Below are 21,706 nucleotides of genomic sequence, written 5' to 3'. Positions count from 1 at the left end.
TCTGATTATCGCGGTCCCGGCAGCATGGCGGTGATGTCCCCATAGCTGGGCATAACGGTCTCCTCCCGCGAACCTGACGGACGCACGGCGGCGAGCGCGGACAGGGCGCCCCACAGGCTCGCCCGGTACAGCAGAGACCCCGTGCTGACCCGCGCCACCCCGGCCCGCGCCAGCTCGTCCAGGCCCGGCCCGCCCGGCTGGTACAGGATGTTGACCGGCAGAGGAGTCAGCTCCACCAGCTCGGCGACGGCGCCCAGGTCGCTCAGCCCCGGCACGAAGATCCCGTCAGCGTGTCCGTACGCCCGCACCCGCTCCGACGGGCCGCCCGTCTTGAGCCAGCACGTGTCGGTACGGGCGTTCACGAACACCCCGTGGCCCTTCGCCGCCTCGATGATCTCCTGGTGCAGGCGGACCGGCCGCAGCGTGCCGTCGGCCCGGCCGTCCTCCAGGTTGACCCCCACGACCCCGGCCGCGGCGAGTCCGGCGACCAGTTCCGCCACCTCGGCGGGGTCGTCGCTAAACCCGCCTTCCACGTCCACGCTGACCATCACCCCGAGGCCGGTGATCGCCCCGGCCAGCGCCACGGTCTCCGCCTTAGTTGCCCCGGCGGCGTCGGGCCTGCCGTGCACGGCGGACACGCCGAGGCTCGTGGTGCCGATCGCGGCGAACCCCTCCCGGGCCAGCAGCGCCGCGGACCCGTAGTCCCACGCGTTGGGCAGCAGCAGCGGCTCGCCGCGCCGGTGCAGCGCCCGGAACTCCTCGGTCATCGTCCCAGCACCCCCGCCACGACTCCTGCGGCCAGCGCCATCGCGTGCCGCCGGGCGGGACACGGGCGCACCCCCGCGCCGAACGTGAGGTGGGCTCCGGCGTCCCGGTTGACCTGGACCAGATCGATCCGCACCTCTGCCCCGGTCTCCCGGTCCATCCGCCGCGTCACCTTGAGCGGCGGGTCGAGCCTGAGCGTGCGCTCCAGCACCCGCGCCACGGCATCGCCGGGTCCGGCCTGACGCAACGCGTTCCGTACCAGCCCTTCGGTCGCGTCGTGCGCCTGCAGCAGCAACGTGATCAGCGCCACCGACGATCGGACGAGGCCGGCGTCGGCGGCGAGGGTGAGCAGGTCGCGGACGGCCGCGTCGGCCTCCGGGGTCTCCTCGCCGGACAGATAGCCGGGGGCGGCGGCGCGCACGGCTTCCACCAGCCGGCCGGTGTCCAGGACGCCGAGGGCGTGGCCGAGCACCGTCACGGGGACGCCCTCCCAGCGGCCGTCCCGCTCCAGCGTCAGCTTCCTGGCGGCGTCCCGGAGCGCGTCCGGGTCGAGGGCGTCGAGCGACTCCTCGAGCAGCCGCCGGCGCCGCGCGTGCACCTCCCCGGTGCTGAACCGGGAGGCGTGGGAGCGCAGCCAGGCGAGCGTGCCCTCCGGCGCGTCCTGCCTGACGGGAGGCGGGATGTAGCGGGTGTCGGCGAGCACCGCGAGGGCCTCGGCACGGTGGGTGATGACCATGAGTCCACGCTAGATCGGGAACGTTTCGGCCCCGGTCGAAGTGTCGTCAGGCGGCCAGGCGCTCCTGGGGTTCCCCGACGGTCTCGCGGGCGGGGACGGCCACCGCCGCGGGGCGCGCGCCGGCGGCCGCCATGACCACCAGGAGCGCCATGTCCGCGACCACCAGGGCGCGCTCCAGCAGCCCGTAGTAGCCCTCACCGCCGATCCAGACGGAGGTGAACGAGGCCGGATGCGCCGCCAGGTACACGGCCAGCACCAGCCCGGCGGTCACCGCCAGCGCCCGGACCGCGCTCCACCGGGCGGCCCGTGCCCGCCCGCGCGCGAGCGTCCAGCCCGCCACCGGCAGGGTGGTGAAGACCAGGGCCGCTGCCCACCGGTGGATCTCCCCGGTCAGAGACTTGATCTCGCCCGGGTCGGTCGGGAAGACCGCGCTGAGCATCAGCCCGGCGGCCGCGGCCAGCAGCAGCACGCGGGTCGCCGCCGTACGGCGAGGGTCGGACGTGGCGAGCCCGTACGCCAGGCTCAGGCACGCCGCCGCCAGCGCGAGCATCCCCAGTAACGTCGGCGCCATCCCGCCAGGCACCAGGGCGTAGTCGCTGAGCAGCGGCTGGGCGGGCAGCGTCAGCTCGGCGTAGCCGAGGGCGCCGGCGGACGCCAGCGCCGCCGTGACGGTGGCGGCGGTCGCGGCACGTGAGGTCATCGCGTCACCTCGTCATAGATCTGCTCGAACCGGGCGAGAGAGGTCTGGTGGTCGTGGGTGAGCGCGAGCTCGCGGCTGGCCAGGCCGAGCCGGTCGCGCAGGTCGCCGTCGGTCAGGACGGAGGTCAGGTGGCGGGCCAGCGCCAGCACGTCCCCGGGCGGGAACAGGTAGCCGTTGTCGCCGTTCACCAGGTGCGGCAGCGCCATCGCGTCGGCGACCACCACGGGCAGGCCGGTCGCCATCGCCTCCAGGGTGGCGATGCTCTGCAGCTCGGCCACGCTCGGCATGGCGAACACGTCGGCGGCCGCGTACGCCTGCGGCATGTTCTCGTCGGCCACGAACCCGAGGAACGACACGCGCTCCGCCACCCCGATCCGGGCGGCGAGCGTCTCCAGCGTCTCGCGCTGGTTGCCGCTCCCGACGAGCGCGAGCTGGGCGTCGGTCTCGTTGAGCACGTACGGCATCGCCCGGATGAGGTCGGAGAGCCGCTTCTCCTCGTCCAGCCGGCCGACGAACAGCACGGTCGGCCGGTCCGGCAGGCCGAACAGCTTGCGCGCCCACTCCTTCGGCTCGGCGTGCGGGTGGAAGCGGGTCAGGTCGATGCCGCAGGAGACGGCCTCGACGTCGCGGTCGAAGCCCTGCTCGGCCAGGAGCGCGGCGGCCAGCGGGGTGGGCGTGGTGACGTGGTCGGCCTTGCCGAACACCCGGCCGAAGTCGCGCCAGGCCAGCCGGCTCGCGCCCGCCCGCAGCCGGGCGGGGACGTGGCCGAACTGGAAGAGGTTGTCGGGCATGAAGTGGTTGGTGGCCACGACGGGGACGCCGCGGCGGCGGGCGGCGGCCAGGGCGGCCCTGCCGACCACGAAGTGGCCCTGAGTGTGCAGCACGTCGGGGTCGACGGCGGCCATCAGCCGGTCCAGCCGCGCGGGGACCGCGACCCGCATCGTCGGGTGGACGAGCAGCGGCGCCGAGCGCTGCCGGTGCACGATCACGCCGTCGATCACGTCGGCGCCGGCCGGGCCGAGGTCCGACTGGCACACCACGTGCACCTCGTTGCCACGCGCGGCCAGGCCGGTGGCCAGCCGGTGGGCGAAGTAGGCCGTGCCGTTCACGTCAGGCGGGTACGTGTCGGTCGAGATCATGATCCGCCGGGGGCGTTCGGGGGCGGGGGAGAGGCCGGCGTCCCGGTGGGTCCGGTGCAGGGGCATCGCCATGGTGGGTGACTCCTCAGGGTTTCTTCTAGGTGGGGGTTCCGGCCCGGGGAGGCCGGCTTTCCAGCGGGGTCGTACGGGCGAGGGCGACGGTTCCGGCGGCGGCCAGCGCCGCGGCCGCCACGGGCGCGAGGCCGGTGGGGAGCGGCTCGCCGAGCAGCAGCGCGCCGAACGCCACCGCGGTGAGCGGGTCGGCGATCTGCAGGGCGGCGAAGGAGACGCCGAAGTGGCCGACGGAGTAGGCGCGCTGCAGCATCACCAGGGCCAGCAGCGCCGGGACCGGCAGGGCCAGCAGGTAGGCCCAGTCCCAGCCGCCGTCCACCAGCACCCGCACGAGCGTGGCCGTGGCGCCGTACAGCACCCCGGACGCGGTGGCCAGCAGCGCGGCCCGCCACGCGGGGGCGGCCGCCCGCGCGCCCGCCCACAGCAGCACCGCCGCCGCGCCGGAGACGCCGAGCAGGGTGAACAGCTCCCGCGGCTCCAACCGCACCGGCACGTCGGACTCGGGCACCAGCAGGACGAGGCCGACCAGCCCCGCCGCGACCACGGCCGCCGCGCCCAGCTCGGACGTGGACGGCCTGCGGCCGTGCAGGGTCGCCGCGATCGGCAACGCGAACAACAGGCTGGCCACCCCCATCGGCTGGACCACGGTGAGGGGGCCGAGGCCGAGCGCCACGATGTGCAGCCCGCCGCCGGCCAGGATGGCGGCTCCGCCCAGCAGCCAGCGTGGCCGCCGCAGCAGGGTCAGCATCCCGGGCTTGTCGGTGCCCACCGCCTCGAACTGCTGCAAAGCCGCTCCGAGTGCGAAGAACAGTGAGCCGATCAGGGCGATCACCGCGGCCGGCACCGTCATGCCCCACTCCTTTCAGCTGGATGGTCACCCGGCAGGGTCAAACCGACGTGTCCGAGGGAAGTCGCACGGGGGAAGCGTTGGTGGCGCGCCGCTTCCGCAGCCAGCGGACGGTCTCCACCACGGCCGTGACGGACACGGCGATGCCCAGCCCGAGCAGCAGCCCCTTGATCGGGTCGCGCTCGAACGCCATCCCGCCGAAGAACCCGATCAGCCCCGAGTACAGGCCCCACGAGGCCGCCGCGATCGCGTCGAAGATCGTGAACAGGCGAAGCGGATAGCGGACGGCGCCCATGGTGAGCGTGGTCGCGGTCCGCCCGCCGGGGATGTAACGGGCCACGACCAGCACCAGGCCGCCGCGCTCGGCGAGGGCGTCGCGCGCCCACACCATCGCCTTGCGCTTGCGCAGCCGTCCCCCGCCCTTGAGACCGAGCAGGTAGGAGATGTGGTCGCCGGCGAACGCGCCGAGCGCCGCCACCAGGATCACCAGCGCGAGGTTCGGCTCGCCCGTGGCCGCGAACACCCCGGCGGTGATCACGGAGGTCTCCGCGGGCACGATCGGGAAGAACCCGTCGAGCAGGGAGAGCGTGAACAGCGCGAGGTAGAGCCAGGGCGAGGACATCACCTGCTGGAGGAACTCCAGGACGGCGTGCGACATCAGCGTGAACTCCGATCGATTGGCGCGCACTCTCACCCTGGCGGCGAGAGGTGCCGGCGGACATCGGGGATCTCCCGGGGACGAACGCGGGCTCTTCCCCTACCGGGGTCAGGGCCCGTACGCTCCGAACCTAGGAATCCCGCAGGCCACCGCGCATCGGACGATCGGTACGCGGTACCCCCGACTTTCGTCAGGGGCGGCGCTACGACCTCCGGTTGACACCCTTCGATCAAAGCGGCCGGACGGACCCGGCACATCAGTGCGGGCATCCGAGTTGATGGTGGTGCTAGCCCCACCGCCGGCGGGGGAGCGCGAGCCACCCGACTTTCGTCAGGGGCCGGCGCAGACCTTCGGGGGGAGCGGGTCCCGCCTGGTCGCGGATACCGTCGTGGGCGTGAACGGACTACGCCGCGACGACCGTCGCCAGGTGCTCAGAGACGTGGTCCTGTGGGTGCTGCTGGCGATCGTGATCAGCGCCATGGGGCCCGATCCGCTGAGAGACCTCGGCGCGTTCTGCGCGATCACGGTGCCGCGCCTGGCTCTTGGAGCGCTCGCCGTCCTCGTCGGCAGGCCGTGGCCGCTGGCGGCGGTGGTGCTGCTGCTGCCGCTCGGGCCGTGGGACTTCGCCGACAGCCTGGCCACCTCCGACATCACCTGGCTCATCCCCGGCGCCATCCAGGTCAAGATCTTCCCGTTCGCGCCGGTCTCGCCGTTCTCCATCTGGTACGCCTACCTCGCCGGACGCCGCCTGCCCCGGGCCCTGCCCTGGTCCATCCCGGCACTGGTCGCCGTCCTGATCACCGCCATCGGCGTCGTCCTCGTCGTCCACGGGGGCGGCGCGGCCGGTCTGTGGATCACCATGATCACCGGCCTGATCGGCACCTACCTGGTCCCCTACCTCCTGGGCCTGCTCCGCAGGCGGCTCCTGCAGCAGCGGGACCAGGCGCGGCAGGCGGCCGAGGCGCAGGCACGGCTGCGCGAGCGGGCGCGCATCGCCCGCGACATGCACGACTCGCTCGGCCACGACCTGGCGCTCATCGCCGTCCGCGCCGCCGGCCTCGAACTGTCCCCCACCCTCGAACCCGCCCACGCCAGAGCGGCGAGCGAACTGCGCGCGGCGGCCGCGGACGCCACCGAGCGGCTCCGCCAGATCATCGGCGTACTCCGCGAAGACACCGACGCCGCCCCCCTCGCCCCCACCACCGAAGCGGCGCGAGTCGCCATCACACCGCACTCCCCGGCACGCGAAACCGGCCCCGTCACTCCGTCCGTTCCGGCAGGTGAGGAGGATGTTGTCGCGGGGGCCGCTCGCGCGGGCGACGATGTCGCGTCGCCTCCTACGGCGGGCGATGACGCCGAGGTGCGGGAGGACGTGGTGGCGCTGGTGGAACGGGCCCGTGATTCCGGGATGGCGATCACGCTGCGGCTGGAGAGACCGATTCCCGGCCTGGCGCACAGGGTGGTGCAGGAAGGGCTGACGAACGTCGCCAAGCACGCGCCGGGCGCCGTGATCGAGGTCGCGGTCACCCCGCACCTGGTCGCCGTCCGCAACGGCCCGCCCGCCCGCGCCCCCCAGGTCACCGCCACCGGCGGCTTCGGCCTGCCGGGGCTGAGGGAGCGGGTGCGCCTGGCGGGCGGCACCCTCCGGGCCGGCCCAGCGGACGGCGGCTACGAACTGGCCGCGGAACTGCCGTGAGTCCCCCGTACGGAAGCTCAGACGTACGGAGCTGCTCTCCCCCGTACGGGGGAGCGGGATCCCCTGCCCGCGTGAGGCCCACGAGCGGCCGGAAGAGCAGCCTGGGAGGCATGAACGAGACACCGAGAGCCGGCGTGGGCCGGGTCACCGCGGCGATCGTGGCCATCGCCGCCATGCTTCCCTACCTCACGCTCAAGGTCCTCTGGCTGACGGGCAGCCCGGTCGGCGTCACCGACCCGGCGCTCATGGACGACTCGACGATGTACGGCATGAACGTGCTGACGTTCGGCATGGACGCCGTCGCGCTGGTCCTGGCGCTCGGGTTCACCATGCGGTGGGGGATGCGGCTGCCCGCCTGGCTGGTGCTGCTGCCGCTGTGGGTCGGCACCGGCCTGCTCGGCGTGATCGTGGTCACGACGCCGCTGGGGCTGCTGCTCGAAGGGGCGGCTCTGTTCGACGTCGGCGGCCCGATCGAGCCCTGGGTCTACGTCATGGTCTACGGCGGGTTCATCGGGCAGGGCATCGGACTCATGGCCGCTTTCGTGCTCTACGCCCGGGACCGCTGGCCCGCCGTCTTCACCACCACCGCCGAGGCCCCGTACCAGTCGCTGACGAGACCGTTCCAGCGGGTGGTGGCGTGGGGCTCGCTGCTGGTGGCGGCCGTCATCGGGGGTGTCCGCTTCTCGTGGGCGTTCGGCGGCGACGCGGGGCTGCCGCCGGAGGCCGCCGCGGCGATGACCTCGGCGGGCGCGTTCCAGCAGGGGATCAAGGGCCTGCTGGCCGTGGCGGCGGGCGTGGCGCTGGTTGCCCTGGTCAGGGCGAACGCCCGCCGGCCGTTCTGGCAGCCGCTGGTCGTGGCCTGGCTGGGGTCGGGGTCGCTGTTCGGCTGGGGCCTCTACGCGATGATCATCACGGCCACGGCCGCGCCGCTCAGCGGCGGAGCCACCGGGCTGACCGACCTGCTGGAGCTGTTCGGCATGCTGACCGGGATGGCCATGGGGATGTGTGGAGCGTTCCTGCTGGCCGAACGGTCAGCCGTGCGCCACGTGCAGCCGGCGCAGCAGCCGCTTGAAGCCGAAGACGGAGACGGTGATCGCCAGCCCGCTTATCACGGCCACCGCTGACGTGCGCAGCACGATGTACCCGCTGAGCGAGCCCGAGAGCGACTCGTATATCGCCAGCGCGATGCTCAGGCCCGAGTTCATCAGCAGGACGAACGCCCACAGCAGCGTGATCCTGGCGAAGAACCTGCGGACCCGCTCGTGCTTGAGCACCGCGTTCGGCAGGTGGATGTAGTCGAGGGTGAGCTTCTCCACGAGCGGCCTGTTCAGCCGCACGGACGCGAGGAAGGCGATGCCGATGCAGATGGTGCCGAGCTCGGGCTGGATGAAGTACCACATCCAGGTGCCGGTCCACAGCCCGATCACCGTGCGCAGCGTGATCGCCGCGGCGGCCAGATACATCGTGGCCGGCACCCGGATCCCCCTGATCAGCCGCCATGCCACGCCCACGTAGACCCACGAGCAGGTCAGGATGAGCGCCCACTGGAGGCCGAGCAGCATCATCGCGGCATAGAACACCACCAGGGGAGCGACCACAGCTTCCAGCAGCTGCGGGGCGGCCTGACGGGCCAGGGCGGTCAGACGAGGCAGGGTGACGGGAGGGTGGTTCAACGCTTGCTCCGCAGATTGGGCCGACGGGCTTGGACTACCCCGGCTTCGGGCCGGCAGGCTTGCCGGACGGACCGCTCGATGTCACCCAGCGGCCACCCTGGCATACTCCGACCTTCGCATCCGGGGGTTGCCGGGCGCTTTCCGGTGGCTTACCGTACCCGACCCCCTAAGGGGCGACTGCCTCTTTTGACACGTTGAGAATGGCCGCCCGGCGGCGATCAGCTCAGCGACGAGGCCGCGAGCGACGCCCCGAAAGCGACGAACACCGCACCGACACCCGAGGTCAGGCCCGCACTGAGCCGCCGCCGGGACCGGAACTGGGCGGCCAGGAAAGAGCCGCAGAAAATCAGCGCTGTGAGATAGAGCGCGCTGAACACCTGGATGATCGAGCCCAGGATGAGGAACGAGAGCGCGGGCGTGGCGTAACCCGGGTCGACGAACTGGACGAAGAACGACACGAAGAACAGGATCGCCTTGGGGTTGAGCAGGCTGATCGCCAGCGCCTTGCCGAACGGGCGCGGGGCACGCGACACCCGCTCGGGGCCGCTCGTCACGGCCGCGGCGACATCCTTGTTGCGCCACGCGCGCCAGGCTCCCCGGATCATCTGGAGCCCCAACCAGGCCAGATAGACCGCGCCCGCGTACTTCACGATGGTGAACACCAACGGCGTGGAGCGCAGCAGCGAGGCGGCGCCCGCGGCGGACAGCAGCATCAGCACGGTGTCGCCGACGAACACCCCGCCCGCCGCCCGGTATCCCTGCCGCACGCCGTGCTGCGCGGCCTGGGCGAGCACGAACAGCGAATTCGGTCCCGGCAACAGGATGATCAGAAAAGCGCCGATGACATATGTCCAGATATCTGTGATGCCGAAGAACATCCCGCCTCGCTCCAGGCCTGACATGGGGGTGACAATGCAGATTACCCCTACCGGGGAGGCGTAGATTGGGCCTTCCCCCGCACAGGGCGCCTCTTCACTCTCAGTTCAGGCGCGCGTCAACACCCGAGCCCGCGCGCTCTAGGAGGACGAGGTGCACCGCCGTTTGGTCATCCTGCTCGCCGCTCTGTCCCTGGTCTGCCTGACCGGCGCGACCGGGGCGGGGGCATCCGCCGAGCCACCCCCCAACAAGCAGTACCGCGTCCAGGGCCCGTCGAACGCGCAGGAACGCAGCGCGGTCGCGGCCACCGGCGCGGCCATCGACGAGGTGACGAAGGAGTCGGTCCTCATCACCGCCACGGAAGCCGAGGTCACCGCCATCAGGAACCTCGGTTACCGGGTCGCGGAGGTCCCGCGCCCGAGATCCACGTCCGATGCCGCGGCCGCTGACTTCCCGCCATCGGACTCCGCCTACCACAACTACGCCGAGATGATCGCGTACATCGACGACCTGGTCGCCGACCATCCGGGCATCGCGAGCAAGTTCTCGTACGGGACCTCGTACGAAGGCAGGCAGCTCGTCGGCGTCAAGATCAGCGACAACGTCGCGACGGACGAGGCGGAGACGGAGGTGCTGTTCACCGCCCACCAGCACGCCCGCGAGCACCTCACCGTCGAGATGGCGCTCTACATCATGGACCTGCTCACCGACGGGTACGGCAGCGACTCCAGGGTCACCTCCCTGGTGAACTCCCGCGAGATCTGGATCATGCCGGACCTCAACCCGGACGGCGGCGAGTACGACATCGCCACGGGCAGCTACCGGTCCTGGCGCAAGAACAGGCAGCCGAACAGCGGCACCTCCGCCGTCGGCACCGACCTCAACCGCAACTGGGGCTACCAGTGGGGCTGCTGCGGCGGCTCCTCCGGCTCGCCTTCCAGCGACACCTACCGGGGCCCGTCGGCCGAGTCGGCGCCCGAGGTCCGCGCCGTCGCGAACTGGGTACGCGGCCGCGTCGTCGGCGGTGTGCAGCAGATCAAGGCGCACATCGACTGGCACACCTACAGCGAGCTGATCCTGTGGCCCTACGGCTACACCTTCAACGACACCGCGCCAGGTCTGACGCTGGACGACAGGAACGCGCACGCCACCCTCGGCCAGAGCATGGCCTCGACGAACAGCTACACCCCCGAGCAGGCCAGCGACCTCTACATCACCGACGGCACCATCAACGACTGGCTGTGGGGCGTCTACAAGATCTTCAGCTACACGTTCGAGATGTACCCGACCGGCTCCAGCCCCGGCTTCTACCCTCCCGACGAGCAGATCGTGCCGCAGACCACCCGCAACAGGGAGGCCACGCTGCGGTTCCTGGAGTATTCCGACTGCGTCTACCGGATCATCGGCAAGGAGTCCCAGTACTGCGGCACCGGCACCCCGCCGACGACCGTCTACTCGGACACCTTCGAGACCGCTACCGGCTGGACGGTCAACCCGAACGGCACCGACACGGCCACCCTCGGCCAGTGGGAGCGCGGTGACCCCGCCGACACCTCCTCCTCGGGCCCCAAGCAGCTCGGCACCACGGTCAGCGGCAGCAACGACCTGGTGACCGGCCGCCTGGCCGGCAGCTCGGCGGGCGCGTACGACATCGACGGCGGCGTCACCTCGATCCAGTCGCCGCCGATCACGCTGCCCGCCGGCGGGACCACCAGCCTGTCGCTGTCCTGGTACCTGGCGCACGGGTCGAACGCGACCAGCGCCGACTACTTCCGGGTCAGGGTCGTGGGCAACACCACGGCGACCGTCTTCCAGCAGGCGGGCGCCGCGTCCGACCGGGACGCCGCGTGGAGCGTGGCCACCGCGGACATCAGCTCGTTCGCCGGGCAGACGGTGCGCATCCTCATCGACGCCGCCGACCTGTCCACCGCCTCGCTCGTCGAGGCGGCGGTCGACGACGTCCGGATCACGCGGCAGAACTGAACCGTCCGTGCCCCCGCCACCCGGCGTGGCGGGGCATCGGAGGCGGTGACGCATTGGGTCTTGTAAGCCCGGGGTGTCAAGGCTACGATCACGTCAACTCTTAGGAAACTTTCCTAACAGATCGGACCTCTTGACGGCTCGCGTCTGCCTCCGCGGGCCGTGCCGTGCGGCTTGCGCTCTCACCCCCCGGCGCAAGCCGCGCGGTACGCCACCGACAAGGACGACAATGTGAAAGCACGCGTGATCCTGGTCGTGCTCGCGACCCTCGCACTCGGACTCACCGCATCCCCCGCCCAAGCCGCCTCGGCGACCGCCGCCTTCACCAAGATGTCCGACTGGGGCACCGGTTTCGAAGGCAAGGTCACCGTCACCAACGGCACCTCCAGCCCGATGAACGGCTGGAACGTCCAGTTCGACCTCCCGTCAGGCTTCTCGATCGCGTCCGCCTGGGACGCCACGCAGTCCAGGAACGGGCAGCACTACACCTTCACCAACCCCTCCTGGGCGCCCGCGCTCGCCCCCGGCGCGAGCGCGAGCTTCGGCTTCACCGGCAGCCCCGGCAACTTCCCCGGCATCACCGGCTGCACGCTCAACGGCGCGTCCTGCGACGGCGGCACCGTCCCGGGCGTCCCCGGCAGGCCCGGCGGTCTCACCGCGACGGGCGGCGCCGGCGCCATCACCCTGACCTGGACCCCCGCGAGCGGCGCCGTCGACGGCTACCGCGTCTACGAAGGCTCCGCTGTCAAGGCCGCTGTCAGCTCGGCCACCGCGACCATCACCGGCCTCGGCGCCTGCGAGACCCGCACCTACACCGTCCGGGCGCACAACGGCGCGGGCGAGTCGGCGCCCAGCGACCCCGCCACCGCCACCACCGCCGGCTGCGACCCCGGCGAGCCGGGGGAGGGGCTGCCCAAGCACTTCCTCACCGGCTACTGGCACAACTTCGTCAACCCCGCCACCGAACTGCGCCTGTCGGCCGTGCCCGACGAGTACGACCTGATCGCCATCGCGTTCGGCGAGGCCACCGCCACTCCCGGCGAGGTCGTCTTCGGCGTCGACCCGGGCCTGGCGAGCGCGCTCGGCGGCTACACCGACGCCCAGTTCAGGGCCGACGTCCGGACGCTCAAGCAGCGCGGCAAGAAGGTCATCCTCTCCGTCGGCGGCGAGGCCGGGCGGGTGCAGGTCGCCAGTGCCGCCGCCGCGACCAGGTTCGCCGACTCCGTGTACGGGATCATGACGTCGTACGGGTTCGACGGCGTGGACATCGACCTGGAGAACGGGCTCAACGCCACCTACATGGCCCAGGCGCTCCGGGCGCTGCACGCCAAGGCCGGCTCCGGACTGATCATCACGATGGCGCCGCAGACCATCGACATGCAGTCGACCGGGATGGAGTACTTCAAGCTCGCCCTGTCGATCAAGGACATCCTCACGGTCGTCCACATGCAGTACTACAACTCCGGCTCCATGCTCGGCTGCGACCAGGCGTGGGCGTACTCCCAGGGCTCGGTCGACTTCCTGACCGCGCTCGCCTGCATCCAGCTGGAGAACGGGCTGCGCCCCGACCAGGTGGCGCTGGGCCTGCCCGCCGGGCCGGGCGCCGCGGGCGGCGGCGTGGTCGCGCCCGCCGTCGTCAACCAGGCGCTCGACTGCCTGGCCACCCGCACCCGCTGCGGATCGTTCGTACCCCCGCGCGCCTACCCCGGGATCAGGGGCGCGATGACCTGGTCCATCAACTGGGACGCCACCCACAACTGGAACTTCTCGAAGACCGTCAAGCCGCACCTCCGAGGAATGTCATGAAATTTCGACGTATGTTCCTTGCGTTACTCGCCTCCCTCGCCATGACCCTCTCCGGCCTCGCCACCGTCGCCGCCCCCGCCGCGTACGGCGCGACGGCCGCCGCCTACGCGGCCTGGACGGCCTGGACCCCCTACACCGCCGGCACCCGCGTCACCCACAACGGCGTCGACTACGAGTGCCTCCAGAGCCACACCTCCCAGCCGGGCTGGGAGCCCAACGTCGTGCCCGCCCTGTGGAAGCAGGTCGGCGGCGGCAGCGGCGGGGACACCCAGGCGCCGTCCGTGCCGGGCAACCTGCGCTCGACCGGCGTCACCTCCAGCAGCGTCTCGCTCGCCTGGAACGCCGCCACCGACAACGTCGGCGTCACCGGCTACGACGTCTACCGGGGCGGCAGCCTGGTGACGACCGTCGGCGGCACCTCGTACACCGACACCGGCCGCGCGGCGAACACCGGCTACACCTACACCGTCAGGGCCCGCGACGCCGCCGGCAACCAGTCCGGCCACAGCAACTCCGTCACCGCACGGACCTCCTCGGGCGGCGACGACCCCGGCCCGAACCCGAGCCGGATGCCCGGCGCCCCCTACCTCTGGATGGGCTGGGGCAACCCGCCCAACCCGGGCACCGTCATGGACGCGACCGGCGTCAAGTCGTTCACCATGGCGTTCATCCTGTCCAGCGGCGGCTGCAACCCGGCCTGGGACGGTCAGCGCCCCCTCACCGGCGGCGCCGACCAGCAGGCGATCAACACGATCAAGTCCAAGGGCGGCAGCGTCCAGATCTCCTTCGGCGGCTGGCAGGGCAACAAGCTCGGCCCGAACTGCGCCACCCCGCAGGCCTTCGCCGGCGCCGTGCAGCAGGTCATCAACGCGGTCGGCCCGGCCGTGGTCGACTTCGACATCGAGAACTACGACGAGTTCGAGAACTACACCGTGCAGGACCGCATCCTGAACGGCCTCAAGATCGTCAAGCAGAACAACCCGAACGTCAAGGTCGTCGTCACCTTCGGCACCAGCAGGACCGGCCCGAACGCCCACGGCGTCCGCCTGATCAACCAGGCCAGAGCGCTGAACGTGCCGATCGACAACTTCACGATCATGCCGTTCGACTTCGGCAGCTCCAACATCTACCAGGACACCGTCAACGCCTCGGAGGGCCTGAAGAACGCGCTCAAGAACGCCTACGGCTACACCGACGCGCAGGCGTATGCCCGCATGGGCATCTCCGGCATGAACGGCCTGTCCGACCAGCAGGAGCTGACCACCCCGCAGACGTGGACGCAGATCCGCGACTGGGCCAGGTCCAAGGGCCTGAACCGGCTCGCGTACTGGGGCGTCAACCGTGACCGCCCCTGCCCCGGCGGCGGCGTCGTCTCCAACTGCAGCGGCATCTCCCAGGCCGAGTGGGAGTTCACCCGCATCACGGCGGGCTTCTGACAAGACCCGAGCCCGGGGCGGCGCCCCCGCCCCGGCTCACGGCAACCGCACGAGCTGGGTGGGCTTGAGCGGCACCCCCACCCCCGGCGGACGGTAGACCGGCAGCGCCTCCCCGTACTCGTACATCCAGGCGTGGTCCACCACCGTCCGCATCCCGGGCTCACCCGGCTCCGGCTCCTCCCGGGCCGGCTCCACCTGCCCGTCCGACAGCTTCGCCACCATGTCGGCGACCAGTCTGGAGTCCGGAGTGGCCAGATCGCACCGTTCGTCCGGCCCGATCAGCAGGTCCACCTGCGGCGGCAGCGGGTAGATCCACCGCGGCAGCGCCAGCACCCGCGGCGGCGGCGCCATCGGCAGCCCGCCGCGCACCGCGTCCAGCAGCACCGTCCGCGACGTCCGCCGGTCGAACATCCCGTCGGCCAGCGCCCAGCTCAACGCCCCCAGGTCCGCCCGGTCCTCGCCGCACGCGTGCAGCACCAGGTACGGCACGAGCGGCACGCCCGCCCCGCCCGACGCCTGCGCCCACCCCCGGCGGCAGCCGGTGAGCACGAGCAGCGCCAGCATCGCCCGGTAGGCGGTGTCGGCGTGCGGCGTGTCGAGCCAGCCGGGCACCACGATGCACCGCCCGCCCGTCTTCTCGGCCGTGACGCCCAGCTCCCTGGCCAGCTTCAGCGCCCGCGAGGCCGCCACCCCGGTGTGCGCCTCCTGCCAGCCGGGCGTGTACGGGGAGGTCTTGTCGTCGTAGCCGTCCGGCCAGCTCCCCGGCAGACCCGGCCGGGCCAGCCCGTACACCGCCAGCAGCAGGTCGAACACGGTCGTCACCAGGCCCTCGCCGTCGCGCACCGCCGGCACCCCGCGGCGCAGCACGCCCGGCCCCACGTCGAACCGCGGCAGCAGCACCTCCGTCGCCGCCGCCCCGTCGCCCCCGTACAGGCTGAGCCGCCCGGCGTCGCGGCCGAGCAGCCCGCCGGGCACCAGCCCGTCCTCCAGCTCGCGCAGCCGCACCAGGGCCGGCAGGTCGGTGCGCGCCATCGCGTGCGCGGCGAACGCCGGCCGGTCCAGGAAGAACTCCTTGAGCAGCACGTGCCCGACCGCCATGGCCAGCGCCCCGTCCGTGCCCGGCCGCACCACGAGCGTCTCGTCCGACAGCCGCGTCGGGTGCGGGCCGATGGCCACCACCTTCTGCCCCTTGTACCGGCCGGCGATCACCCACGGCGATCCGGGCGCGCGCACGTTCCTGTTGTTCTCACCCCAGAGCAGTACGTACGCGGCATTCGCCCAGTCCTCCGCCCGCGGCCCTTCGAAACGCGGGCCGAGCAGTTGCTCGGGCGCGCTCGACTGCTCGGTGAGCACCGCGCCGCCCATCCCGCGTACGAGCCCGGCCAGCGGCGAGGTCGCCAGCGCCGCCACCTGGTCGGCGCCGTGCTCGGACGCGGTGTGCACGATGGCCGCCGCGGCCAGCTCGGCGGCCGTCGCGTCGTCCAGGGGGACCCGGCGGCCACCCCGCGCCTGCCGGTAAACCTCAGAGTTCGCTGTGAGTTTCGCCCAGGCGGCGACCGGGTCATGCAGCCCTTCGCGCACCTCGAAATAGAGCCTGACCAGTGTCTGGTTGACTTCGGATCCCCCCATGCGAAAAGTTCAGCACAGACGGTCATGTTCTGACGCGTTACGACCCCGCATGTCGGAGATCCGGAAACAAAGCCGTGTGGCAGCGCGGAGGGGCGTAGGGCAGTCTAGGTCCCGCCATGGAAACTGCACTCCCTATCGCGATCATCCTCGTCACCGGCCTCGCGCTCGCCCTCGTCGCCCAGTGGCGCGACTGGCGACCGCCGCTCTGGGCCGCCTTGGCCGTCGGTGTGGTGGTCCGCGTCGTGCTGATGTTCTTCGCGGCGGGCGACGCCCACCAGCCGGTCGACTTCGTCAACAGCTTCAAACCGGCGGGCGAGGCCGTGCTCAACGGCCAGGACCCGGTCCTGGCCAGCAAGGGCGGCTGGCACTTCCTGCCGACGATCCCGTACGTGTACGGCATCCTGCTGTGGCTCGGCATCCCGTGGGAGTGGTCCGGCCGGATCGTCACCGTGGTGGCCGACATCGTGCTCATCCCGCTGGTGGCCAAGCTCGCCGGTGGGCCGAAGGCCTCGCTGCGCGCCTTCCAGTACGCGCTCAACCCGCTCGCGCTGATGGTCGCCTGCCTCCATGGCCAGGTCGAGCCGGTGGCGCTGGTGTTCGGGGTGGCCGCGTTCGTGGTCGCCCGCGGCCCCGGCGCCCCCACCCCCCGGATGGACGTCATCGCCGTGACCAGGCGGGCGCCGGCCGACCACGGCTGGTCCGGTCTCCCCGGATGGGCGCTGCGCACGCTCGGGCAGGCGCTGAGGCCGGGCCCCGGCGACCGGGCGGGCCTCAAACGGGGCGCCTACGCCGGTCTGCTCATGGGCCTGGCGCTGTGCGCCAAGAGCTGGCCGATCTGGCTGGTCCCCGGCATGGTGCTGTTGCTGCCGCAGCTCCGGTCCCGGATCGTGGCGCTGTTCTGCACGGGCGCGGTGCCGCTCTTCTTCCTGGTGACGCTGCCCGTCTTCGCCGGCACCTCGATCAGCCAGATCCCCCAGGTCATCGACACCATCCGGGCCATCCGCCCGATCGTCGGCGAGTGGGGCTGGACCCCCCACTTCACCGGCGGCGACTGGGCGCTGCGCGCGGACCTGGCGACCTTCGGCACCTACCTGATCTACGCGTGCGTCGTGGCCGCGATCATCATCTGGTGGCGGGCCGACCCGATCGACATGACGCTGGCCATCCTGCTGATCTTCATGGTGGTCACGCCCAGGCTGGGCGCGCAGTACCTGCTCTGGTTCATGCCGTTCCTGGTCGCCCGGCCCACCCGGTTCGCCTGGCCGGCGATCATCGGGGTGTCGCTCTGGGCGGGCTACGGCTACCTCTACATGACCCAGTACGAGGACACCGCCTGGTGGCTCCTGCACCAGGACTGGTCGCGGGCGTCGATCGTGCTGCTGCCGGTCCTGCTGGCCGCGATGCCGTGGGGCCGGCGCAACCCGCCCGAGCACGAGACGGCCGGGCCCGCCGCTCCGACGGGCCCGGCACGCCTCACCTCACAGGTCTAGCCGGTCGTACACCGTGAGCCACTGGTCCGGGTGCACGTGGCCGACGACGGCGTCGCGGGCCACCCCGGCGGCGGCGAGGGCGGCGTCCACCCCGTCGTAGCGGGTCCTGAGCGAGGCGCGCAGCGAACCGCCCACCCCGCTGAACCCCAGCTCCACCAGCCGCTGCCAGTCCCGCCCCGAGCCGACCAGCGGCGCCGGCCTGCGCTCGATCCGCAGGATCGCCGAGTCGACCGAAGGGATCGGCCGGAAGCTCTCCCGGCCGATCCGGTCGCCCATCCGCCAGGAGAACCACGGCCACGACTCCACCGTGACCAGGCTCCACCGGCCGTAGCCGCCCGCCCGCTTGCGGGCGTACTCCAGCTGGGTGACCATCGTCGCCGAGGTCAGCGACCGGGCCCGCAGGCACCAGCCGACGATCCGCGACGTGGCCGAGTACGGGATGTTGCCCACCACCGCGAACGGCTCGCCCGGCGGGCGGGCCGCGGTGAAGTCGCCGCGCACCACCTCGACGCGCGGATCGTCGCGGGTGCGCGACCTGAGCCGGCCCGCCAGCCGCGGGTCGATCTCGTAGGCGACCACCCGCGCCCCCGCCGCGGCCAGCGCCAGGGTCAGCGCGCCTTCGCCCGCCCCCGGCTCCAGCACCAGACCCTCGGGAGCGGCGGCCTTGACCACCAGCTCCAGGGCATGCCTGTCGGCCAGGAAGTTCTGGGAGAGCACGCGTCTCGCCCTGTCCCTGGGCGTGCGGCCGCCCGAGCTCCTGGCCTTCTTCTGCGTGTGTGAATGATTTCCGTGCGCGTAATCCTGCGCCACAGCTGCCCTTCCGGGTCCTCGAGTCGATGAATGGCTCGAAGGGCCCCGGGCGCGCCGCGGAACGCGCTCGACCGGTCGCGTCCGCTAGCGGGCCAGAGGCCGGCTGCGGCGAATGCGAACCGCGTAGAAGCAACCTGCGTAGAAGCAACACATGCGGCCGACCGTACGCAGGAGCGCTCGCCGACGGCAACCGAATAAGCCCGCGCGCCGCGTCCGATTCGTACAAGCGTCAGGCGGAACGGGGCGACTAGCGTGAACCGCATGGACGTTCTCCACCGTGCACACGGCTACCTGCTGACCCATGCCAGGCTCCTGGACCGGCTCCGCTTCGAGGCCCTGTTCGCGGGCGGCCCAAGGGATCGCGTCCTCGACACCCTGCGCTGCTACCAGAACCCCGACGGCGGCTTCGGCCACGCGCTCGAACCCGACCTGCGCGGCGCCGCCAGCCAGCCGGAGCCGGTCGAGGTCGCGTTCTGGATCCTCGACGAGCTGGACGCCTTCGCCGACCCGATGGTCCGCTCCGCCTGCGACTACCTGGTGTCCGTCACCACCCCCGACGGCGGCGTGCCCTTCTGCCTCCCGACCGTCCGCGAGGCCCCGCGCGCGCCCTGGTGGGAGACCCCCGACGACCCGCCCGGCAACCTGATCCCCACCGCCTCGATCGCCGGCCTCCTGCACAAGCACGGCATCGACCACCCGTGGCGCGGACCGGCCACCGACTTCTGCTGGAGGAGCATCTCCGCCGTCGACAAGACCACCCCGTACGAGGCCCGCGCCATCGTCACCTTCCTCGACCTGGTGGACGACGAGGAGCGGGCACGGTCGGAGTTCCAGCGGCTCAAGGACGCAATCCTGGCCACGGTCACCTTCGACCCCGAAGCTTCCGGCGACGCCCACTTCCCCCTGGACTTCGCCCCCGGCCCTCTGCGGTTCCCCCTGTTCACGGAGGACGTGCTGGCCCGCCACCTGGACGCCCTGCTGGCGGCCCAGTCGGAGGAAGGCGGCTGGAACGGTAACTGGCCCATGTGGACCCCCGTGGTGGAGCACGAGTGGGGCGGCTACCTCACCATGGGACGCCTCAGGACTCTCCAGGCCTACGGCCGCCTCCCCACGTAGGGACAACCCCGCCCACGCGGGAATGTCGGTGAGCGGGCGTAGCGTGGAAGCATGTACGCCGAGTGGCCGCCGGAGCCCGCGCTCGCCGGGCGGGTCGTCTGCCTGTGGCGGCAGGTGAGCGAGGACGACCGCACCCAGCTCGTCGTGCCCGACGCCTGCGTCGACCTCATCTGGGGCCCTTCCGGCCCGTTCGTGGCAGGCCCCGACACGGGCCCCGTGCCCACGTCGATGCGTGTGGGCGACATCTTCACCGGCATCCGCTTCAAGCCCGGCGCGACGGGAGAGGTGTTCGGCGTCCCGCTGTCCGAGCTGCGCGACCAGCGCGTGCCGCTCGACGCGCTCGGCGCCCTCCCGCCCCTGGACGACGCCCCCGACCCCATGCCCGTCCTGCGCGCCGCGATCGCCGACCGCCTGCGCCGCACCCCGCCCCCCGATCCGGCCGCCCCCGCCGCCGCGGCCGCCCTCCGCCGGGGCGACAGCGTCCGTGAGGTCGCGTGGGAGCTGGGGCTGAGCGAGCGCCAGCTCCACCGCAGAAGCGTCGCCAGCTTCGGGTACGCGCCCAAGACCCTGCAGCGCATCGTCCGCTTCCAGCACGCCCTGCGTCTGGCCAGGTCCGGTGTCCCACTCGCCGAGGTGGCCGCGGTCGCCGGCTACGCCGACCAGGCCCACCTGTCCCGCGACGTCAGGCGCCTGAGCGGCGTGACTTTGAGCCGGTTGGCCGGGTGACCGTCGGCGGCCTGTTGGAGATGAGCGCCCCCGCCCACGCCGCGGCCGGATCGCTGTCGATGAGCAGCGCCTTGGCCAGCAGGCTCAGCGGGATGGCGAGGATCGCGCCCAGCGGCCCGAGCACGAACGCCCAGATGATGAGCGAGAGAAACGTCATCGTCGTCGACAGCCCCACCGCGTCGCCGAGAAACTTCGGCAGGAGGAGCGACTGCGTCACCACGTTGAAGACCACGTACGCCGCGACGACCAGCAACATCTCACGCACCCCGGCGTCGAGCAGGGCCAGCGTGGCCGGCGGGACCAGCGCGATGACGAAACCGATGTTGGGGATGTAGTTCGCGATCAGCGCGAGCACCCCCCACAGGAGCGGCAGCGGCACCCCGATGAGATAGAGCGCGATCACGTCCAGGATGGCGTTGATCAGCCCGAACACGGTCGAGACGATCAGGTAGCGCCTGGTCTTGCGGGCGAACCGGCCGAGCGCCTCCACCAGCGCGACCTTCCTGCCCTCCCCGGAGTCGAGCACCCTGGCCGTGATGGGCGCGTCCAGGCACATCGCCAGCATCAGGACGACGATGAGGAACAGGGCGGAGAAGACACCGATCACCCCGCCGAGGAGACTCTGCGCGATGCCGATCACCCGCGCCGGGTCGAAGCTGTCGATCGCCCGGTCGAGCTGCTCGCCGCTGATGCCCCTGGCGATGGCGAAGGCCCGCGCGTCGGTGAGGAGCTCCTCGAACCGCCTGGTGTACGCGGGCGCCAGCTCGCCGAGCTGCACCGCAGCCATCGTCAGCACCCCGGCCATGCCCAGCAGGACGAGCAGCATGATCAGGAACGGCACCGCGACCTGCAGCCACACGGACGCGCCGCGCCGGGCCAGCCACGAGCGCACCGGCGCCACGGCGATCACCAGCACCAGCGCCAGCACGAGCGGCCCGACGACGGACGACACCTCCCGCAGGCCGAACAGCACGATCAGCGCCCCGGCGATCCCCACCAGGATGATGAGCGCCCTCGGCGCGGACTGCTGGTTCACGCACGGTACGTACCCGTGTCGTCACGGTGACACCGAGGTGAACGCCGATTTGACGCCCAGGGGAGGCGTCCATACAGTTCTCCGTGTTCTGAACGGGCGAACCGGTCTCGTGCCGGCTCCCCGCCTCTGCTCTCCATCCTTTGATCAAGTGTCCGGTTGGACAAGGGTCGAAGTTCGGAGTAAGGTAGAGGGGTTGCCTCGGAGACGGGGCGGTTGCTGATTCCTGCAGCTCGATGGGGTTCGCGTCAATTTGACACGAACTTGGGGGGCTGCGAAGATTGGTAACACAAAGACGAAATGAACGCCTCTTCGGCAGGGGCCGCTGGTCGGGTCTTGCCGGGGTGTACGCGTCCGTTTCTTGAGAACTCAACAGTGTGTTAAAAGCCAGTGCATGATGCACAACCCCGTCATGATTTTTCATGTGACGGATTCCTTTTTGGTTGGGATTCAAATTCATTTTATGGAGAGTTTGATCCTGGCTCAGGACGAACGCTGGCGGCGTGCTTAACACATGC

19 protein-coding genes and 1 rRNA gene are annotated in these 21,706 nt (G+C 71.6%); 9 read left to right on the top strand and 11 right to left on the bottom strand.

The features are described 5' to 3' along the window. Window positions 1–5: 5 nt before the first annotated feature. From ACIBF7_RS24875 to ACIBF7_RS24850, 6 genes are read right to left on the bottom strand one after another with little or no spacing between them, the layout of a single operon-like run. Window positions 6–767 (bottom strand): isocitrate lyase/phosphoenolpyruvate mutase family protein, encoded by a 762-nt coding sequence (locus tag ACIBF7_RS24875; RefSeq protein WP_397198284.1) that lies wholly within the window; start codon window positions 765–767, stop codon window positions 6–8. Then, entirely contained in the window at window positions 764–1,501 is a 738-nt protein-coding gene (locus ACIBF7_RS24870) for a hypothetical protein (protein WP_397198283.1), read from the bottom strand. Before ACIBF7_RS24870 ends, ACIBF7_RS24875 begins: the two co-directional genes overlap by 4 nt. 46 nt (window positions 1,502–1,547) lie before the next feature. Continuing rightward, entirely contained in the window at window positions 1,548–2,201 is a 654-nt protein-coding gene (locus ACIBF7_RS24865) for a DUF998 domain-containing protein (protein WP_397198282.1), read from the bottom strand. Beyond that, entirely contained in the window at window positions 2,198–3,406 is a 1,209-nt protein-coding gene (locus ACIBF7_RS24860) for a glycosyltransferase (protein ID WP_148034868.1), read from the bottom strand. Before ACIBF7_RS24860 ends, ACIBF7_RS24865 begins: the two co-directional genes overlap by 4 nt. Window positions 3,407–3,437: 31 nt before the next feature. Continuing rightward, window positions 3,438–4,262: a DMT family transporter gene (locus ACIBF7_RS24855; protein WP_397198281.1), complete on the bottom strand. Its 825-nt coding sequence runs from the start codon at window positions 4,260–4,262 to the stop codon at window positions 3,438–3,440. 37 nt (window positions 4,263–4,299) lie between these two features. Next, window positions 4,300–4,947 (bottom strand): DedA family protein, encoded by a 648-nt coding sequence (locus tag ACIBF7_RS24850; RefSeq protein WP_261808784.1) that lies wholly within the window; start codon window positions 4,945–4,947, stop codon window positions 4,300–4,302. Between the two features lie 364 nt (window positions 4,948–5,311). Here ACIBF7_RS24850 and ACIBF7_RS24845 point away from each other — a divergent pair, with 364 nt between their 5' ends. Further along, the gene (locus ACIBF7_RS24845; RefSeq protein WP_397198280.1) at window positions 5,312–6,613 is read left to right on the top strand and encodes a sensor histidine kinase; all 1,302 of its coding nucleotides are present in this window, start codon (window positions 5,312–5,314) and stop codon (window positions 6,611–6,613) included. A gap of 110 nt (window positions 6,614–6,723) precedes the next feature. Further along, window positions 6,724–7,737, top strand: a complete 1,014-nt coding sequence (locus tag ACIBF7_RS24840; RefSeq protein WP_397198279.1) for a hypothetical protein — start codon at window positions 6,724–6,726, stop codon at window positions 7,735–7,737. On the opposite strand, the gene ACIBF7_RS24835 is transcribed toward ACIBF7_RS24840, so the two are convergent. Continuing rightward, entirely contained in the window at window positions 7,645–8,286 is a 642-nt protein-coding gene (locus ACIBF7_RS24835; protein ID WP_148033729.1) for a VC0807 family protein, read from the bottom strand. The two genes, ACIBF7_RS24840 and ACIBF7_RS24835, sit on opposite strands and share 93 nt — an antisense overlap. 218 nt (window positions 8,287–8,504) lie before the next feature. Further along, window positions 8,505–9,164 carry a leucine efflux protein LeuE gene (gene leuE, locus ACIBF7_RS24830; protein WP_148033728.1) on the bottom strand — a complete coding sequence of 220 codons (660 nt, stop codon included), beginning with the start codon at window positions 9,162–9,164 and terminating at the stop codon, window positions 8,505–8,507. 151 nt (window positions 9,165–9,315) lie between these two features. Here leuE and ACIBF7_RS24825 point away from each other — a divergent pair, with 151 nt between their 5' ends. The 3 genes from ACIBF7_RS24825 (at window position 9,316) to ACIBF7_RS24815 (ending at window position 14,384) form a co-directional block, all read left to right on the top strand. Further along, the gene (locus ACIBF7_RS24825; RefSeq protein WP_397198278.1) at window positions 9,316–11,145 is read left to right on the top strand and encodes a M14 family zinc carboxypeptidase; all 1,830 of its coding nucleotides are present in this window, start codon (window positions 9,316–9,318) and stop codon (window positions 11,143–11,145) included. 228 nt (window positions 11,146–11,373) lie between these two features. Beyond that, entirely contained in the window at window positions 11,374–12,948 is a 1,575-nt protein-coding gene (locus ACIBF7_RS24820; protein WP_397198277.1) for a chitinase, read from the top strand. Between the two features lie 11 nt (window positions 12,949–12,959). Then, on the top strand, window positions 12,960–14,384 hold the full coding sequence (locus ACIBF7_RS24815) for a carbohydrate-binding protein (protein ID WP_397198276.1): 1,425 nt from the start codon (window positions 12,960–12,962) through the stop codon (window positions 14,382–14,384). Between the two features lie 36 nt (window positions 14,385–14,420). Here ACIBF7_RS24815 and ACIBF7_RS24810 read toward each other — a convergent pair whose 3' ends face one another. Continuing rightward, window positions 14,421–16,013 carry a molybdopterin-dependent oxidoreductase gene (locus tag ACIBF7_RS24810; protein WP_271279379.1) on the bottom strand — a complete coding sequence of 531 codons (1,593 nt, stop codon included), beginning with the start codon at window positions 16,011–16,013 and terminating at the stop codon, window positions 14,421–14,423. A gap of 116 nt (window positions 16,014–16,129) precedes the next feature. Here ACIBF7_RS24810 and ACIBF7_RS24805 point away from each other — a divergent pair, with 116 nt between their 5' ends. After that, complete coding sequence (locus ACIBF7_RS24805; protein WP_397198275.1) at window positions 16,130–17,503, top strand: hypothetical protein; 1,374 nt, start codon at window positions 16,130–16,132, stop codon at window positions 17,501–17,503. Here the strand turns inward: ACIBF7_RS24805 and erm are convergent. After that, window positions 17,492–18,313 carry an ErmE/ErmH/ErmO/ErmR family 23S rRNA (adenine(2058)-N(6))-methyltransferase gene (gene erm, locus ACIBF7_RS24800; RefSeq protein ID WP_148033723.1) on the bottom strand — a complete coding sequence of 274 codons (822 nt, stop codon included), beginning with the start codon at window positions 18,311–18,313 and terminating at the stop codon, window positions 17,492–17,494. The two genes, ACIBF7_RS24805 and erm, sit on opposite strands and share 12 nt — an antisense overlap. Before the next feature lie 261 nt (window positions 18,314–18,574). Here erm and ACIBF7_RS24795 point away from each other — a divergent pair, with 261 nt between their 5' ends. Together ACIBF7_RS24795 and ACIBF7_RS24790 are read left to right on the top strand one after the other, a co-directional pair. Further along, a complete protein-coding gene (locus ACIBF7_RS24795) occupies window positions 18,575–19,429 on the top strand; it encodes a hypothetical protein (protein ID WP_397198274.1) in 855 nt (284 codons plus the stop codon). Window positions 19,430–19,480: 51 nt separating this feature from the next. Continuing rightward, window positions 19,481–20,155: a helix-turn-helix domain-containing protein gene (locus ACIBF7_RS24790; protein WP_397198273.1), complete on the top strand. Its 675-nt coding sequence runs from the start codon at window positions 19,481–19,483 to the stop codon at window positions 20,153–20,155. On the opposite strand, the gene ACIBF7_RS24785 is transcribed toward ACIBF7_RS24790, so the two are convergent. Continuing rightward, window positions 20,112–21,191, bottom strand: coding sequence for an AI-2E family transporter (locus tag ACIBF7_RS24785; RefSeq protein ID WP_397198272.1), 1,080 nt, complete (start codon window positions 21,189–21,191; stop codon window positions 20,112–20,114). The two genes, ACIBF7_RS24790 and ACIBF7_RS24785, sit on opposite strands and share 44 nt — an antisense overlap. Window positions 21,192–21,648: 457 nt before the next feature. Here ACIBF7_RS24785 and ACIBF7_RS24780 point away from each other — a divergent pair. Continuing rightward, a 16S ribosomal RNA gene (locus ACIBF7_RS24780) occupies window positions 21,649–21,706 on the top strand; the annotation flags it as partial.

Origin of the sequence: Nonomuraea sp. NPDC050478, assembly GCF_044458265.1 — a bacterium.
In the GTDB taxonomy this organism is placed as follows: domain Bacteria; phylum Actinomycetota; class Actinomycetes; order Streptosporangiales; family Streptosporangiaceae; genus Nonomuraea; species Nonomuraea ferruginea.
This window is presented reverse-complemented; position numbering and strand designations above follow the sequence as displayed.